We start from the raw sequence: 13,945 nt of genomic DNA on the forward strand, positions 1-13,945 counted from the left end.
GTCAGTAGACGACGTGTTCGGTGTCGTAGGACCCCAGTCGGCGGACCCACCCGTTCTCGGCGATTCGCTCCAACTCGGCGACCGCTTCCTGCGCGCGGTCCTCGTAGAGGCCCGCCGAGAAGTCGATGTGGAAGACGTAATCCCCGAGTCGCTCGCCGCTCGGCCGGGACTCGACGCGGGTGAGGTTGATGTCCCGGTCGGCGAAGGGTTCCAGCAGTTCCAACAGCAGTCCGGGGTAGTTGGCGTTGGGGTAGACCACGAGCGAGGACTTGCCGCCCGCGTCGGAGCGCTCGTCTGCGGGCGCGATGACCAGAAACCGGGTCGCGTTCGAGGTCCGGTCTTGAATCTCCTCGGCGACGACGTGGAGGCCCCCGACCTCCTCGGCGTTGGCGGGGTGGCCGATGGCGGCCACGTCGGGGTTCTCGCGGGCGTACTCTACCCCTCGGGCGGTGCTGGCGACCGCTTCGAGGTCAGCGTCGGGGTACTCGGCTTCGAGGAAGTCCCGACACTGGGCCAACGCTTGGGAGTGGCTGGCGACGACCGAGAAGTCGGGCGACTGGGCCAGCAGGGCGTGCTGGATTGGCGTGACGATTTCTTGGACCGCAGAGACCTCGCGGTCCGACAGCGCGTCGAGGGTCTCGGTGACGCTCCCCTCGATGCTGTTCTCGATGGGGACGACTCCTCGGTCGAAGTCGTCGTCCGCGACGGCCTCCACGATGGCCGTCACGGACTCACGGAATTCCACGTCGTCCGCGACTGCGCTGGCGGCCCGATGGGAGTAGGTTCCCGCGGGACCGAGCGTGACTGCGTGCATACGCCGATTGTTTCGCGGTTGACGACAAAAGCCCGTCGGGTGTGACAGATTTTCGCGTGAAACGAGCAGAGAAATATTCTCGATAGCTATAGAATTGTTTAGATGGTTCTAGCACTGTTTTCGTTGTCTGTGTCGAGGAGTATCTCGCTGTGGAAAGCGGTCGGCGCGCGAGAAACGCGCGAGGGACGAACGACCGCGCTCCGCGCGGGAGTGAGGAGGTTGGGGAGGCGCGAGGTCCGCGGTAGCGGTGCGGTTGCGGTAGACGGCGTTGCTCACGCCTGAAGCTAGCTCCCTGTTCTGCGTCTCCTGAATTGTAGTACGGACTCGTAGTTCATCCGGAAAATCGCTCACCCCTCGAAAATCGAATCAGAGCCACAAACGTCGTTTCACTCGCCGTCCGGTCCCAGTTCCGTCTCGCTCAGCGGCACCGCCGTTAGGCCGCCCTTGTCGGCCCCGGTGAAGTAGTACAGCACGACGCCGGCCTCGGTGTCCACCCACCGGTAGATGGTGTTCTTCGCGGTGTGGTTCGGTTCGTCCACCTCGATGTTCTCGACGACTTCCCACCCGTGTTCGTTCGCGGGTGGCTCCTCGGACCCGGACAATCCCATGTCTCGGGGAGACCACTACCGTCTGATAAATCTGTCCAGTCGCGGACGCGAAATCGAACGGGTGAAAGGTCGCTCCTCGGAGGGGTGGGACGTTACTCCTCGCTCAACCGGAAGGTCCGCTGTCGGATGTACCCGCAACTCGGACAGAGGTGGCGGTACTGAATCCTGTCGCCGCCGGTTTCGGCGAGCCACTTCCCGTCGGCGTCGTCGTACCCGCACTTCGGGCACACGAGGTCCTCGTCCTCGAAGCGCGACCGAAGTCGCTCGAATGGGGACAGACCGCCGTTTCTGGAACTGGCCATATCGTGTTGTTCGTTAGCAAAGGACATAATAGTTCGCTAGGTTCAGCGAACAGAGAGACCGCCGCGTTCGACATCCGACCGCCACGAAATAGTCACACCCGACGCTATCAGCTATAACTCGTGTCTTTTTTGAAGAGAGGGAAAATACCAAACAGCGGCGGTGTTGGAGCACCGCCGGAGACTGTGATGATTTGGGAATCTGCAATCGGAATCTGTCTCGTCTGTCTGGCAGTAGCCCTGCTACGCATTGCTAGTTCGGATTAGTCTCATTTCAACCTAACGGTGAAATTAGGACGAATCCTCAAGGCCGAGCTGTCGGCAGACCGGCCCGCCGACGACGAGGAGTAACGTCGGCGGACACGACGAATCGGTATTTCTTTTCTGGATTTCCTCGGTCGCGGGTGCGCAGTCGAGCGTTCGCTGGTGGAGGAACCAGAAAACAAGAGCGGAGAGCAGAAACCGAGCTACGTTACCGGTTCAGCGTGTGAATCGCGTGGCCCAGCGCGTTCTCGGCGGCCTCCATCACGGCCTCGCTAAGGGTCGGGTGGGTGTGAATCGTCGCGGCCACGTCCTCCAGCGTCGCGCCCATCTCGATGGCCAGTCCGAGTTCGGCGATTAGCTCAGAGGCCTCCGGCCCGACGATTTGGGCACCCAGCAGGAACCCGCTCGGTTCGTCGGCCACGATGCGGACGAAGCCGTCGGCGTGGCCCGTGGTGAGCGCGCGGCCCGAGGCGTTGAACGGGAACTTGCCGACGACAGGCTCGAAACCGTCCTCTTTGGCTTCCTCCTCGGTCATGCCGACCGTGCCGATTTCGGGGTCGGTGAACACCGCCGCGGGGACGGCCTGATAGTCCAGCGCCGAGGGTTCGCCAGCGATGACCTCCGCGGCGACCTGCCCCTCCTTGCTGGCCTTGTGCGCGAGCATCGGCTCGCCCGCCACGTCGCCGATGGCGTAGATGTGGTCCTTGTTGGTTCGCGCTCGGTCGTCCGTCGGGATGAAACCGTTCTCGTCGGTCTCGATGCCGGCGTTTTCGAGTTCGAGGGTGTCGGTGACCGGCGAACGTCCGACCGCGACCAGCACCTTCTCCGCGCCGAACTCCGAGACGTTCTCGTCTTCGTCCTCGGTCTTGACGGTGATGCCGTCGCCGGACTCCTCCCAACCGCTGGCGGCCTCGCCGAAGTAGAAGTCGATGCCCAACTCGTCGGCCTTCTTCTTGACCGGTCGCGCGAGGTCGTCCTCGTAGGCCGGCAGGATGGAATCGAGCATCTCGACCACGGTCACGTCGGTGCCCAGTTTGGCGAAGACGCCCGCGAGTTCCATGCCGATGTAGCCCGCGCCGACGATGACGAGGCTCTCGGGCACTTCGTCCAGCGCGAGGGCCTGTCGGGAGTCCAGCACGGGGTCGTCGCCGAAGTCGAAGCCCGGCACCTGAATCGGGCGACTTCCAGTCGAAACGATGGCGTGTTCGAACTCGACGGTCTCAGCGCCCTGCCCTTCGCCGCCGTGGACGATTCGGGCCTTGTCCTCGCCGGCGAACTCCGCGCGGCCCTCCATGAGTTCGACGCCGTTGGCCTTGCAGAGCTTCTCGACGCCGCCGGTGAGTTGGTCAACCACGCCGTCCTTCCAATCGACCATCTCCGAGAGTTCGACCTCGGGGTCGGCGTAGATGCCCATCTCCTCGGCGTGACCGGCCTCGTGGGCGAGGTCCGACCCCGTAATCATCGCCTTCGAGGGGATACACCCGTAGTTCAGGCAGGTCCCGCCGTAGGCGTCTTTCTCCACGAGGGTCACGTCCAAATCGAGCTGTCCCGCGCGAATCGCGGCGACGTAACCGCCCGGTCCCGCGCCGATTACCAACACGTCCGTTCCCGTCGAGATGTCTCCGACGACCATATGTTTGGCAAGTCGGGCTTGGTGGTGAAAAATCAGGTGGATTTTGCGCCGAGTTTGGAATGCTAGCGTTTGACTCGGAAGGACGGGACTGACGACTACGCCACCCGTTCGACCTCGTACCCCTCCTCCCGAACCTTCTCCATAATCTTCTCGGCGTGGCCGCTACCGTTCGTCACGACCTGAAACACCAGATAGGCCTCGCTGACGCGCAGGTCGTCCATCGCGCGGTCGTGGCGGACTGTCCGGATGTTCGCGCCAGTGTCGGCGATGATGCCCGAGAGCGTCGTCATCTCGCCGGGTTGGTCCTCGATGCGGATGCGGAGGCGCATCAACTGACTGCGCTCGGTCAGCGCCTGCGTGAGGACGGTCTGAAGCATCGAGATGTCGATATTCCCGCCAGAGAGGACCGGCACGACCGTCTCGCCCGTCACGTCGAGGTCGTCGGAGAGGACCGCGGCCACCGACGAGGCCCCGGCCGCTTCGACCAACTGCTTGGCGCGTTCCAGAAGGAGGAGTTCCGCGCGAGCGATTTCGTCGTCCGAGACCGTAATTACCTCGTCTACGTGGTCCTCGATGAGGCCGAGGGTCAACTCCGAGATGCTCCCGGTGGCGATGCCGTCGGCGATGGTCTTGGGCGAGTCGATGGAGGCGGGGATGCCCTTGTCGAGGCTCTCGGGAACGGTCGCGGCCTCCTCGGCCTGCACGCCGACGACGCGGATTTCGGGGTCGAGTTCCGCCAGCGCGGCGCTGGTACCAGCGATGAGGCCGCCCCCGCCGATGGGGACGACCACGGTGTCTACCTCGGGCATCTCCTCGTGGATTTCGAGGCCGATGGTGCCCTGCCCCGCGACGATGGCCGGGTCGTCGTAGGCGTGGACGAACGCGGTGTCGTCGGCCTCGGTCAGCGACTGGGCGTACTCCATCGCTGACTGGAAGTCCTCGCCGCGGAGTTCCACGTCCGCGCCGTACCCCCGCGTGGCATCGACTTTGGCCTGCGGGGCGTTCTCGGGCATGACGATAGTGGAGTCGATGCCGGTCTCGGTCGCCGCCAGCGCCACGCCCTGCGCGTGGTTCCCGGCGCTCGCGGCGACGACGCGCTCGATGCCTCCTCGGTCGGCGACCTGCTGGAGTTTGTTGTACGCGCCGCGCGTCTTGAACGACCCGGTGCGCTGGAGGTGTTCCATCTTGAGGTGGACCTCCGCGCCGGTCATCTCGCTGAGTGACCTGCTTCGCTCGATTTCGGTCCGCTGGACCACCGACTCGTCGAACCGCTCGCGGGCGGCCGCCACGTCGCGCAGGGTGACTTCGGCCATATTTGCCAGTACGTGAGGAGGTGTATATCAGTTTCTCAGTGGCGGCGAGACCGCCGGGGTCGGAACCGAGACCTATCAGCGAGGAGCCAGTCCGACGCCCTCGGCCAGCAGTTCGTGGGAGCGAAGCGCCTGTTCGTGGTCACCGACGACGTGCTGAATCATCACCTCATCGACGCCAACGCGGTCGGCGAGTTGTTCCAGCAGACCCGCGAGGGTTTCCGGACTCCCGGAGATAGCTCGCGGCCACTCGCCGGGGTCGAGGGTGGCGGGCGTCGGGTCGGGGACGCCGCCGAGTTCGTCTATCGCCTCCTCGACCGACGGTCTGGGGCCGGTCTCGCCGCGTCGCAGTCGCTGGTAGGACGCCTCGGCGACCGCCCGGAGTCGAGCGGCCTCCTCGTCGGTCTCTGCGCAGACCGCGTTCACCGCGAGTATCGCCTCGGGGGCGTCGGTGCTACCGGCCAACTGCGACGACCGGAACTGCTCGCGGTACTCCTCGAAGGCCCGGTTGGCGAACTGGGGTCGGATGAACGCCGCGAAGCAGTAGCGCAGTCCGAGTTCGCCCGCGATAGCCGCGCTGGAGGGACTCGACCCGAGGAGCCACGGGACCGGCGGGGCCTCGCCCGAGCGCGGAATCGTCAGGTCGCCGTAGGGGTGGTCGTCAGGGTAGTCGTCGTAGAGGTGGTTCACGACGGCCTCTATCTTCTCGGCGTGGTCCTCGTCGGGGTTCTCGACGTGCCGTTCCGTCCCGAGGGCGCGGTCGACTGCCGGCGAACCGTTCGCACGCCCCAGTCCGGCGTCGATGCGACCGGGAGCGAGCGCGTCCAGCGCACCGAACTCCTCGGCGACTTTGAACGGACTGTAGTGGTTGAGCAGTACCGCCCCGGAGCCGATTCGGATGGAATCGGTCTCGGCGGCGAGGTGGCCGAGGAGTACCTCGGGAGTCGTGCCCGCGAGGGTGTCGGCCATGTCGTGGTGTTCGGCGACCCAGAACCGCGAGTAGCCGAGGCGTTCGGCCTGCTGGGCAGTCTCGACCGTGTTCCGGTAGGCGTCGGTCGCGGTGGCGTCGTCGGGGACCGGCGAGAGGTCGACGACAGAAAGGTCCATACCCGAGTTCAGGCACGGCGAAAAATAACGGTTTGGCTACCGGCGGTTCCGCGAACGCGACCCGAAGGAGTAGCGCGGTGCTACTCCAGCAGGAGGAGTTCGGGGTTCTCGACGTACTCGATGAACGTGTTGGCGAACGCCGCGGCGTCCGCGCCGTCAACGATGCGGTGGTCGATGGACAGCGAAATGGGCAGGGTGTGCTTGGCGACGACCTCGCCGTCCTCCACGACGGGGCGCTGTTTGAGTTCGCCGATGCCCAGAATGCCGACCTCGGGGTCGTTGAGGATGGGCGTGGCGTACTCGCCGCCGATGGCACCGAAGTTGGTGATGCTGAAGGTCGAACCCTGTAGCTCGTCGCGCGAGATGGACCGGTCGCGGGCCTTCTGGACGACTTCGTTGACCTCGCTGGAAATCTGGAGCAGGCCCTTGTGGTCCACGTCGTCAACGACCGGGACCATCAGTCCGGCGTCGGTCGCGGCCGCGACACCGATGTTGTAGTACTTCTTGCGGATGATTTCGCCGGCCTCCTCGTCAAGTTCGGCGTTCAGCTTGGGGTGCTGTTTGAGCGCCGCGACGACCGCCTTCATCACGAAGGGCATGTAGGTCAGACTGATGCCGCGGTCCTCGGCCTCGGGCTTGAGGCGCTCGCGGGTCTCCACGAGGTTATCCACGACCGCGGTGTCGTGGTGGGTGACGTGGGGCGCGGAGAACTTCGAGTTGACCATCGCGTCGCCGATGGTCTTGCGGACGCCCTTGTACTGGATGCGCTCGACGCGCTCGCCCTCGGGGGTGGCGGCGGCGTCGGCCTGTTGGGCGCGCTGTTGGGCCTCGGCGTACTCCATCACGGCCTCGCTGGTGACGAACGCCTGCCCGTCGCGCTGTTCGGTCGCGGGCACCTTATTCAGGTCCACGCCCTGCTCGTCGGCGATGCGCCGGGTCGCAGGTGCGGCCAGCGTCTGGTCTCGGTCGGCCGATTCGACGTTGGTGGGTGCGGGACCGCTGGTGCCGCCGCCGCCCGCGTTCGGGGACGGACCACTCGTGGCACCGCCGGACTGGGGCGAGGGGCCACCTGTGCTTCCGGAACTGTCCTCGGTTTCAGCGCCGGACTCGGCGGCCTGTCGCACGTCCTGCTCGGTCACGCGACCGCTCGGGCCGGAACCTTCGACGGTAGCGATGTCGACGCCGAGTTCGCGGGCGAGACGCCGGGCGCTCGGCGCGGCGAACACGCGACCCTCGCCGGTCGAGGCTTCTTCGGCGTCCGTCTCGTCGCCGGAGACCTCGGGTTCTTCGGCGGTCTCAGTCTGGGACTCGGTGGCCTCGTCGGACGCGGCCGATTCGGTCTCTGCGTCGTCGGCCTCGCCTTCGACGTTGAAGGTGATGATGACCGACCCGACCTTGACGACCTCACCCTCGTCGGGGATGATTTCTCGGACTGTCCCGTTGACCGGGGAAGGGACCTCCACGATTGCCTTGTCGGTCTCGACTTCGGCGACCGGCATGTCCTCGGAGACCGTATCGCCCTCCTCGACCAGCCAGCTCACGATTTCGCCTTCGCTGACGCCTTCTCCCACGTCGGGGAGTTTGAATTCTCGTACCATTGTTCAGAAGTTCACGGCGTCTCGGATGCCTTCCTTGATTCGGGCCGGTTCGGGCAGGTAGTAGTCTTCCAGCGCGTAGAGCGGGAATGGCGTGTCGAACCCGGTGATGCGCTCGACGGGGGCCTCCTGATAGAGGAGCGCCTCCTCTTGGATGAGCGACGAGATTTCCGCGCCGAGGCCGCCGGTCTTCGGGGCCTCGTGGACGACCGCCGCACGGCCAGTCTTCTTGAAGGATTCGATGATGGTCTCCTCGTCAAGCGGGGAGACAGTTCGGAGGTCCACGACCTCCACGTCGATTTCGCCCTCCAACTGCTCTGCGGCCTCGACGGTCGGTCGGGTCATCGCACCCCACGTGAACACCGAGATGTCGGCCCCTTCCTTGCGGACCGCGGCCTCGCCGATGGGGACTTCGTAGGATTCGGTCGGCACGTCGCCGCGGAAGGCCCGGTAGATAAGCTTCGGTTCGAGGAACATCACAGGGTCGGGGTCGCGGATGGCCGAAATCAGCAGGCCCTTCGTGTCGTAAGGCGTGCTGGGGATGACCACTTTGAGTCCGGGCTGATGGGCGAAGAACGCCTCGGTGGACTCGGAGTGGTGTTCCGGCGCTCGGATGCCGCCGCCGTAGGGCGCGCGGATGACCATCGGACACGTGAACCGGCCTCGGCTACGAGTTCGGAGTCGCGCCGCGTGGCTCACGATTTGGTCGAAACCGGGGTAGATGAAGCCCATAAACTGGATTTCCGGGATGGGCTTCAGGCCGTAGGCCGCCATGCCGACCGCGGTGCCGATGATGCCGGACTCGGCGAGGGGCGTGTCGATAACGCGGTCGTCGCCGAACTCCTCGTAGAGGCCTTCGGTCGCGCGGAACACGCCGCCGTTCTTGCCGACGTCCTCGCCCATGACGAGGACGTCGTCGTCCTGTTGCATTTCGGTGTACAGTCCGTCTCGAACCGCTTGGACCAGCGTGAGGTTCTCCGTCTCTTGCTCTTGTTCTGCTTGACTCATGTGTTAGTCCTCCAGAAGTGCCTCGTCGCCGTACTTGTCTCGAATCCGCTCGAACCAGTCGAGTTGTTCCTGCAGTCGCTTGGGCATGCCCTCGTAGACGTGGGCAAACATCTGCTCGGGGTCGGGTCGCTCGACTGCCTCCGCGGCGTCGATTGCGTCGGCGACCGACTCCTCTACGTCTTCTTCGATGGCTTCGACCTTCTCGTCGTCGAGGATGTCCTGATTGCGCAGGAATGCTTCCATGCGCGGAATCGGGTCCTTCTGCTTCCAGCGCTCGACCTCCTCGTCGTCGCGGTAGACCGAGGGGTCGTCGGCCGTGGTGTGGGCACCGAAGCGGTACTGGACCGCCTCGATGAGGGTCGGACGCAGGTCGTCCTCGGCGGGGTCCTTGGCCTTCTCCACGGCGTCCTTCGTGACCTTGTAGACCGCAAGGGGGTCCATACCGTCAACCTGCACGCCCTCGAAGCCGTAGGCTTGGGCCTTCTGGGCGATGGTCTCGGAGGCCGTCTGGCGCTCTCGCGGGACCGAGATGGCCCACTGGTTGTTGTTACAGAAGAAGACGGTCGGGGTATCGAAGACGCCCGCGAAGTTCAGGCCCTCGTGGAAGTCGCCCTCACTGGTGGCACCGTCGCCGAAGTAACAGAGGAAGGCTTTGTCCTCGCCCTTGAGTTGGGAGGCCCACGACGCACCGGTCGCGTGGGGAATCTGGGTGGCGATGGGCACCGCGACGGTGAAGATGTTGGCGTCGTCGGGGATGGCGTTGCCCTGCTCGTGACCCATCCAGTAGAGCAGAGTGCGCTTCAGCGAGAGTCCGCGAACGACCGCCGCGCCGTGTTCCCGGTAACTCGGGAACATCCAGTCGTCGTCGGCCAGCGCGTGGGCACTCGCAATCTGGGCACCCTCCTGTCCGGAGAGCGGGGGATAGGTGCCCATCCGGCCCTGTCGCTGAAGGCTGACCGCGCGCTCGTCGAAGCGGCGTGCGAGCTTCATCTCGCGGTACATGTCCACCATCTCCTCGTCGGAGATGTCGGGCACGTCCGCGCCCTCTACAACGTTACCGTCCTCGTCGAGGACCTGTACGCGGTCCTCGGGGTCTTGGTGTACGATGCTCACGGTCGAACCCATCCTGACATATCGAAAAGGTCTCCCGCAGGCGTTATAGGGTTTTCGTAACCAACTTTCCATAGGTACGATTCTGTTGGCACTTTCCCCCGGAAATACTCACTTCTCCCCGAAGTAACACGGTCTTTCTAAATTTTCCCCGGTAATAATAGACGTTCGTCCTACAGAACCCGATTTCTGGCCGGCGAGGTGAACGAACGGCAAGTATTACGGGAACCGCAGGCGCGGTTGTGAGAATTGCCGAGAGAGCGCCAGAGAATCGGCGGGAGAGCGGCGAAAATCCCAGACGCGAGAATTAGTCCGAGGCCGCCACGCCGTCTCTGGCCTCTCTGCGGGCCTGCTGGACCGTCTTGCCATCTCGAAGCACGGCGTCCACGAACAGTTCGCCCGCCTTGTAGGACGACCGGACCATCGCACCGCTGGCGCAGTAGAGGAAGCCCAGTTCCTCCTCGGCGACTTCGCGCCACGTCTCGAACTTCGAGGGGTGGACGTACGTCTCCACGTCGAGGTGCGTGCGCGAGGGTTGGAGGTACTGGCCGAGAGTCACGATGTCCACGTCGGCCTCGCGGAGGTCCGAGAGGGTCTGATAGACCTCGTGGTCGTACTCGCCGACGCCGAGCATGATGCTGGTCTTGGTGTAGATGTCGGACTCGCGCTCGACCTGTTCGAGGACCCCGAGGCTCTGCTCGTAGCCAGCGCGAGGGTCCCGGACGGGTTGCTGAAGGCGCTCGACAGTCTCGACGTTGTGGGCGATAACGTCGGGGTCGGCGTCGATTATCTTCTGGATGAGGTCCTCGTCGCCCCGGAAGTCGGGGATGAGAACCTCCACGAGGATGGAGGGGTCGCGTTCCTTGATTTCTCGGATGGTCTGGGCGAAGTGGGCCGCGCCCTGCCCTTCGAGGTCGTCGCGGTCCACCGAGGTCAGCACCACGTAGTCGAGGCCGATTTCGGCCACCGCGCTCGCCACGTTGGCGGGTTCGTCGGGGTCGAGGGGTTGCCCGCCGCCGGTGTCCACGTCGCAGAATCCGCAGTTGCGGGTACACTGGTCGCCCATCAGCATGAACGTCGCTGTCCCGCCCGAGTCGGAGTTGCGACCGCTCCAGCACTCGCCGAGGTTGGGACAGTTGGCCTCCTCGCAGACGGTGTTGAGGTCGTGGTCCCGCAGGGTCTGTTTGATGCCCGTGAACTCTTGGCCGGACGGCGGTTGCATCTTCAGCCAGTCGGGTTTCCGGCGGCGACTCATTGGGCGTGTGTTGGTTTGGGGTGGTGAAAAGGGTGGGGTATTCTCCTCTGCGGTGGGCGTTTGTGGAGTTTTGGGTTACGGGAGAGGTGGATTTTTTACGGGAGTGTTTGTGTTGGGTGGTATGAGTGAGAGCGTTCCGGAGGATAGGTGTGGGTACGTGAGTGATGAGGATTTGCCGGAGGATTTAGGTGGAATTTGCTGTTGGCGGCCTACTTGGGAGGATTCAAAAAAATGCATTTGGCACACAGAAACTTCTGAAAAACCACTAAATGGACTTCAGCGAGCCTGTATTGATGGATGGGGGAGGTTAGACGGAGCAGTATTTACAGATGTAGATCTAAGTAATCTCTGTCTAGAAAATTATTCTCTTGCCCATGCGGATATTTCTGAAGCTAATTTGAGTGATTGTGATTTTTATAATGTGTTATTCTGGAGAGTTGAAGCAGAGGATGTTATTATGCAAAGAGTGACTCTTGAAGAAGTAGAGATACGTAAATCAAACTTTGTGGGTGCTGATTTCCAAAACACAGATTGTGAGGAGGTTAATATTGGTCAGAGTGATTTCTCTAATTCTGAATTTTGGGATGCTACTGTTACAAATTCTCCTCTATCGGAAGTCGGATTTCCTAATTCAGAATTTATAGATTTGAATTTCTTCGATTCCCGGCTAAATAGCATAGATTTTATAAAGTCAGACTTACTTGATGTCTCATTCTTAGATTCTAGTTTTTGGGATGTTAGGTTCGATAAATCTAGGGTAGAAGAGATGAGGACGGAAGATTCATCTCTCCTACTTACAACTTTTAAGCAAGCAAATTTGAGTAGTGTAGATTTGTCTGATTCAAGCATTAACCGGGGCAATTTCGAGGAGACGGAAATGAAAGGGGTGGACATGTCAGGTTCAGACGTGAGTGGCGAGAATTTCGCAGACTCAAACATAATGGGTGGCAACTTTACAGACGCTAATGCTCGGGGTGCAATTTTTAAGGGTTCAAATCTTGAGGACGCTACATTTCTTCGAACAGAACTTCGAGATGCAGATTTATCGGATACTCGTCTTTACCAAACAATTTTTGCAGACACACGTATAAACAGCAAAACCACATTCGGTGGAAAGTGTCCGTATGAAAGACAAGAAGTTGATCTGGACCAGCGTAGAGCATACACTAGACACATATTAGGAAGTGATAGTTACGAAGATACCTCCCGATTCGAGGCCGCGGCGTGGGTCTACCGCCGTCTCCAAGACCTCCACGAGGAGAACGCCATGTCCGAAAAGGCCCGCGAGTACCACATCCGGAAAGAGGAGGCCAAGCGCCGCGAATACCGCGAAAACGGCGAGTGGTTCAAGTGGGGCGTCCACACCGCGAACTACCACCTGACGGAACACGGCGAAAACCTCTGGCAGGTTGCCAAGTGGTCGGGTATCACCATCGGCGCTGGCACGGTTCTCTATCCTCTCCTCGGCGGTATCGCAAACGCCGAGGGGACCCACAACCTCTGGTCGCTTTCGGACCCCGCTGTTTGGGACGTGCTACTGGTTTTCGGCCGAAGCCTCTACTTCAGCACGGTCACGTTCACCACCCTCGGCTACGGCGACTACCACCCGGTCGGTCCCACAGCGAAGGCGCTCGCCGGGGTGGAGTCGCTTGCCGGGGCGCTCCTCGTGGCGCTGTTCGTGTTCGTCCTCGGTCAGCGCGTCGCACGCTAAGCAATCTCTACAAATATTAAGCAATTGTTTTGATGTCTCTCACTCCGAGTTCACCGTGCGAAACCCGGCGGAACGAACCGAAACCCGAGTACGCTACCCTTCCTGCTACATAAGGCCGAAATAACAAAACGTCTCAAACTCCTACCCTAGTTTATGAACACCAACGTCTTCGACTGGGTTGCCATCCTCCTCACCGCCGCTGGCGCAGTTACGTGGGGCCTGCTGGGCGTCACCGGTCTCACGGGCGAACCGGTCAACGTCATCGAGGTCCTCCTCGAACCCATCTTCCGGCCCGGTCCGGCCCAGACCGTCGAGTACCTCATCTACGTCCTCGTCGGCGTCGCGGGCGTCTACCTGCTGTTCACCGGCTACAAGATGGGTCGGGCGAGTCGCCGCTCGACGCGAGAGCGCCGCAAGCGCGACGCGACGACCCGGACCGACACCACGACGGACTACGCGGATACCGACACCGAGAACACGAACACCGAGTCCTGAGCGTTGTAGATTAGGTTTCTGGGTGCCAGCTTTTCACGCGACCGGACCGTGAACAGGTGTACGCTGTGGACGAGGCCCGATTTCGGTGGATTCAGTCCTCGTCCTGCCCGTAGCCCTCGAACTTCTCGGCCACGTCGGCCATCTCGTCGGCGCTGAGTTCCACCGGGTCGCCGATGGCCTTGGCCTGACAGTAGATTTGGGCCGTGTACTCGACGTTGACGGCGGTTTCGAGCGCGGCGTCGGCGTCCTCGCCGGTCGCCAGCAGGCCGTGGTTGGCCAGCAGGCAGGCGCTCGCGTCGGCCTCCTCCATCGCCGAGACGGCGTTTTTGGCGAGTGCTTCCGTGCCGTAGGTGGCGTAGTCGGCGACCGGAACCGTCGTCCCGGCCAGCGCGAGCATGTAGTGGACCGGCGGAATCGGTTCGTGCAAAATCGCCAGCGTCGAGGACCACGGCGAGTGAGTGTGAACGATAGCACCCGGCTCGAACTCCCGATAGATGGCGGTGTGCATAGGCGTCTCGCTCGACGGGGCGGTCGGTCCGGCGACCTGCTCGCCGTCCAGCGATACCACCGGCACCTCGTCGGTGACGATACGGTCGTAGGCGACGCCTGTCGGCGTGACCGCGAAGTGGTCGTCCCTGCGGACGCTCAGGTTGCCTGTCCGACCGGGCGTGAGTTCTGCGAGGTCCGGCGCGCGAGTGGCGACGGCGCGGCGTTCCGCTCCGAGCATGGATACGTA

Annotated in this window: 13 protein-coding genes and 1 pseudogene; 3 read left to right on the top strand and 11 right to left on the bottom strand. The window is 62.7% G+C overall.

Annotated elements, in window-relative coordinates:
- Position 1: 1 nt before the first annotated feature.
- The 10 genes from pheA to lipA form a co-directional block, all read right to left on the bottom strand.
- Complete coding sequence (gene pheA, locus P2T57_RS12220) at positions 2–814, bottom strand: prephenate dehydratase (RefSeq protein WP_276299495.1); 813 nt, start codon at positions 812–814, stop codon at positions 2–4.
- A gap of 386 nt (positions 815–1,200) precedes the next feature.
- The gene (locus tag P2T57_RS12225; protein WP_276299496.1) at positions 1,201–1,422 is read right to left on the bottom strand and encodes a hypothetical protein; all 222 of its coding nucleotides are present in this window, start codon (positions 1,420–1,422) and stop codon (positions 1,201–1,203) included.
- 92 nt (positions 1,423–1,514) lie between these two features.
- Positions 1,515–1,724 (bottom strand): HVO_0649 family zinc finger protein, encoded by a 210-nt coding sequence (locus P2T57_RS12230; protein ID WP_276299497.1) that lies wholly within the window; start codon positions 1,722–1,724, stop codon positions 1,515–1,517.
- A 469-nt stretch (positions 1,725–2,193) separates the two neighbouring features.
- Positions 2,194–3,618, bottom strand: a complete 1,425-nt coding sequence (lpdA, locus tag P2T57_RS12235; protein WP_276299498.1) for a dihydrolipoyl dehydrogenase — start codon at positions 3,616–3,618, stop codon at positions 2,194–2,196.
- A gap of 95 nt (positions 3,619–3,713) precedes the next feature.
- Positions 3,714–4,931 carry a threonine ammonia-lyase gene (ilvA, locus tag P2T57_RS12240; protein ID WP_276299499.1) on the bottom strand — a complete coding sequence of 406 codons (1,218 nt, stop codon included), beginning with the start codon at positions 4,929–4,931 and terminating at the stop codon, positions 3,714–3,716.
- Between the two features lie 75 nt (positions 4,932–5,006).
- Positions 5,007–6,035 carry an LLM class flavin-dependent oxidoreductase gene (locus tag P2T57_RS12245; protein ID WP_276299500.1) on the bottom strand — a complete coding sequence of 343 codons (1,029 nt, stop codon included), beginning with the start codon at positions 6,033–6,035 and terminating at the stop codon, positions 5,007–5,009.
- A gap of 80 nt (positions 6,036–6,115) precedes the next feature.
- Positions 6,116–7,633, bottom strand: a complete 1,518-nt coding sequence (locus tag P2T57_RS12250) for a dihydrolipoamide acetyltransferase family protein (RefSeq protein ID WP_276299501.1) — start codon at positions 7,631–7,633, stop codon at positions 6,116–6,118.
- Positions 7,634–7,636: 3 nt separating this feature from the next.
- On the bottom strand, positions 7,637–8,638 hold the full coding sequence (locus tag P2T57_RS12255; RefSeq protein WP_276299502.1) for an alpha-ketoacid dehydrogenase subunit beta: 1,002 nt from the start codon (positions 8,636–8,638) through the stop codon (positions 7,637–7,639).
- Between the two features lie 3 nt (positions 8,639–8,641).
- Positions 8,642–9,763, bottom strand: coding sequence for a pyruvate dehydrogenase (acetyl-transferring) E1 component subunit alpha (gene pdhA / locus P2T57_RS12260; RefSeq protein ID WP_420028496.1), 1,122 nt, complete (start codon positions 9,761–9,763; stop codon positions 8,642–8,644).
- A gap of 292 nt (positions 9,764–10,055) precedes the next feature.
- Complete coding sequence (gene lipA, locus P2T57_RS12265; protein WP_276299504.1) at positions 10,056–11,003, bottom strand: lipoyl synthase; 948 nt, start codon at positions 11,001–11,003, stop codon at positions 10,056–10,058.
- Between the two features lie 121 nt (positions 11,004–11,124).
- Between lipA and P2T57_RS20365 the strand changes: the two are divergent.
- The 3 genes and pseudogenes from P2T57_RS20365 to P2T57_RS12275 all read left to right on the top strand — a co-directional run.
- A pseudogene (locus tag P2T57_RS20365) lies at positions 11,125–12,051 on the top strand (pentapeptide repeat-containing protein); the annotation flags it as partial.
- A gap of 219 nt (positions 12,052–12,270) precedes the next feature.
- Complete coding sequence (locus P2T57_RS12270) at positions 12,271–12,714, top strand: potassium channel family protein (RefSeq protein WP_276299505.1); 444 nt, start codon at positions 12,271–12,273, stop codon at positions 12,712–12,714.
- 153 nt (positions 12,715–12,867) lie between these two features.
- On the top strand, positions 12,868–13,209 hold the full coding sequence (locus tag P2T57_RS12275; protein WP_276299506.1) for a DUF378 domain-containing protein: 342 nt from the start codon (positions 12,868–12,870) through the stop codon (positions 13,207–13,209).
- 91 nt (positions 13,210–13,300) lie between these two features.
- On the opposite strand, the gene P2T57_RS12280 is transcribed toward P2T57_RS12275, so the two are convergent.
- Positions 13,301–13,936: a class II aldolase/adducin family protein gene (locus P2T57_RS12280; RefSeq protein ID WP_276299507.1), complete on the bottom strand. Its 636-nt coding sequence runs from the start codon at positions 13,934–13,936 to the stop codon at positions 13,301–13,303.
- Positions 13,937–13,945: the final 9 nt, after the last annotated feature.

It is taken from the genome of Halorussus lipolyticus (assembly GCF_029338375.1).
Classification (GTDB): domain Archaea; phylum Halobacteriota; class Halobacteria; order Halobacteriales; family Haladaptataceae; genus Halorussus; species Halorussus lipolyticus.

Bases quoted from the DNA above. Each gene is read 5' to 3' on its own strand.
- pheA (WP_276299495.1), bottom strand. From the start codon at position 814: ATGCACGCAGTCACGCTCGGTCCCGCGGGAACCTACTCCCATCGGGCC.
- P2T57_RS12225 (WP_276299496.1), bottom strand. From the start codon at position 1,422: ATGGGATTGTCCGGGTCCGAGGAGCCACCCGCGAACGAACACGGGTGG.
- P2T57_RS12230 (WP_276299497.1), bottom strand. From the start codon at position 1,724: ATGGCCAGTTCCAGAAACGGCGGTCTGTCCCCATTCGAGCGACTTCGG.
- lpdA (WP_276299498.1), bottom strand. From the start codon at position 3,618: ATGGTCGTCGGAGACATCTCGACGGGAACGGACGTGTTGGTAATCGGC.
- ilvA (WP_276299499.1), bottom strand. From the start codon at position 4,931: ATGGCCGAAGTCACCCTGCGCGACGTGGCGGCCGCCCGCGAGCGGTTC.
- P2T57_RS12245 (WP_276299500.1), bottom strand. From the start codon at position 6,035: ATGGACCTTTCTGTCGTCGACCTCTCGCCGGTCCCCGACGACGCCACC.
- P2T57_RS12250 (WP_276299501.1), bottom strand. From the start codon at position 7,633: ATGGTACGAGAATTCAAACTCCCCGACGTGGGAGAAGGCGTCAGCGAA.
- P2T57_RS12255 (WP_276299502.1), bottom strand. From the start codon at position 8,638: ATGAGTCAAGCAGAACAAGAGCAAGAGACGGAGAACCTCACGCTGGTC.
- pdhA (WP_420028496.1), bottom strand. From the start codon at position 9,763: ATGGGTTCGACCGTGAGCATCGTACACCAAGACCCCGAGGACCGCGTA.
- lipA (WP_276299504.1), bottom strand. From the start codon at position 11,003: ATGAGTCGCCGCCGGAAACCCGACTGGCTGAAGATGCAACCGCCGTCC.
- P2T57_RS12270 (WP_276299505.1), top strand. From the start codon at position 12,271: ATGTCCGAAAAGGCCCGCGAGTACCACATCCGGAAAGAGGAGGCCAAG.
- P2T57_RS12275 (WP_276299506.1), top strand. From the start codon at position 12,868: ATGAACACCAACGTCTTCGACTGGGTTGCCATCCTCCTCACCGCCGCT.
- P2T57_RS12280 (WP_276299507.1), bottom strand. From the start codon at position 13,936: ATGCTCGGAGCGGAACGCCGCGCCGTCGCCACTCGCGCGCCGGACCTC.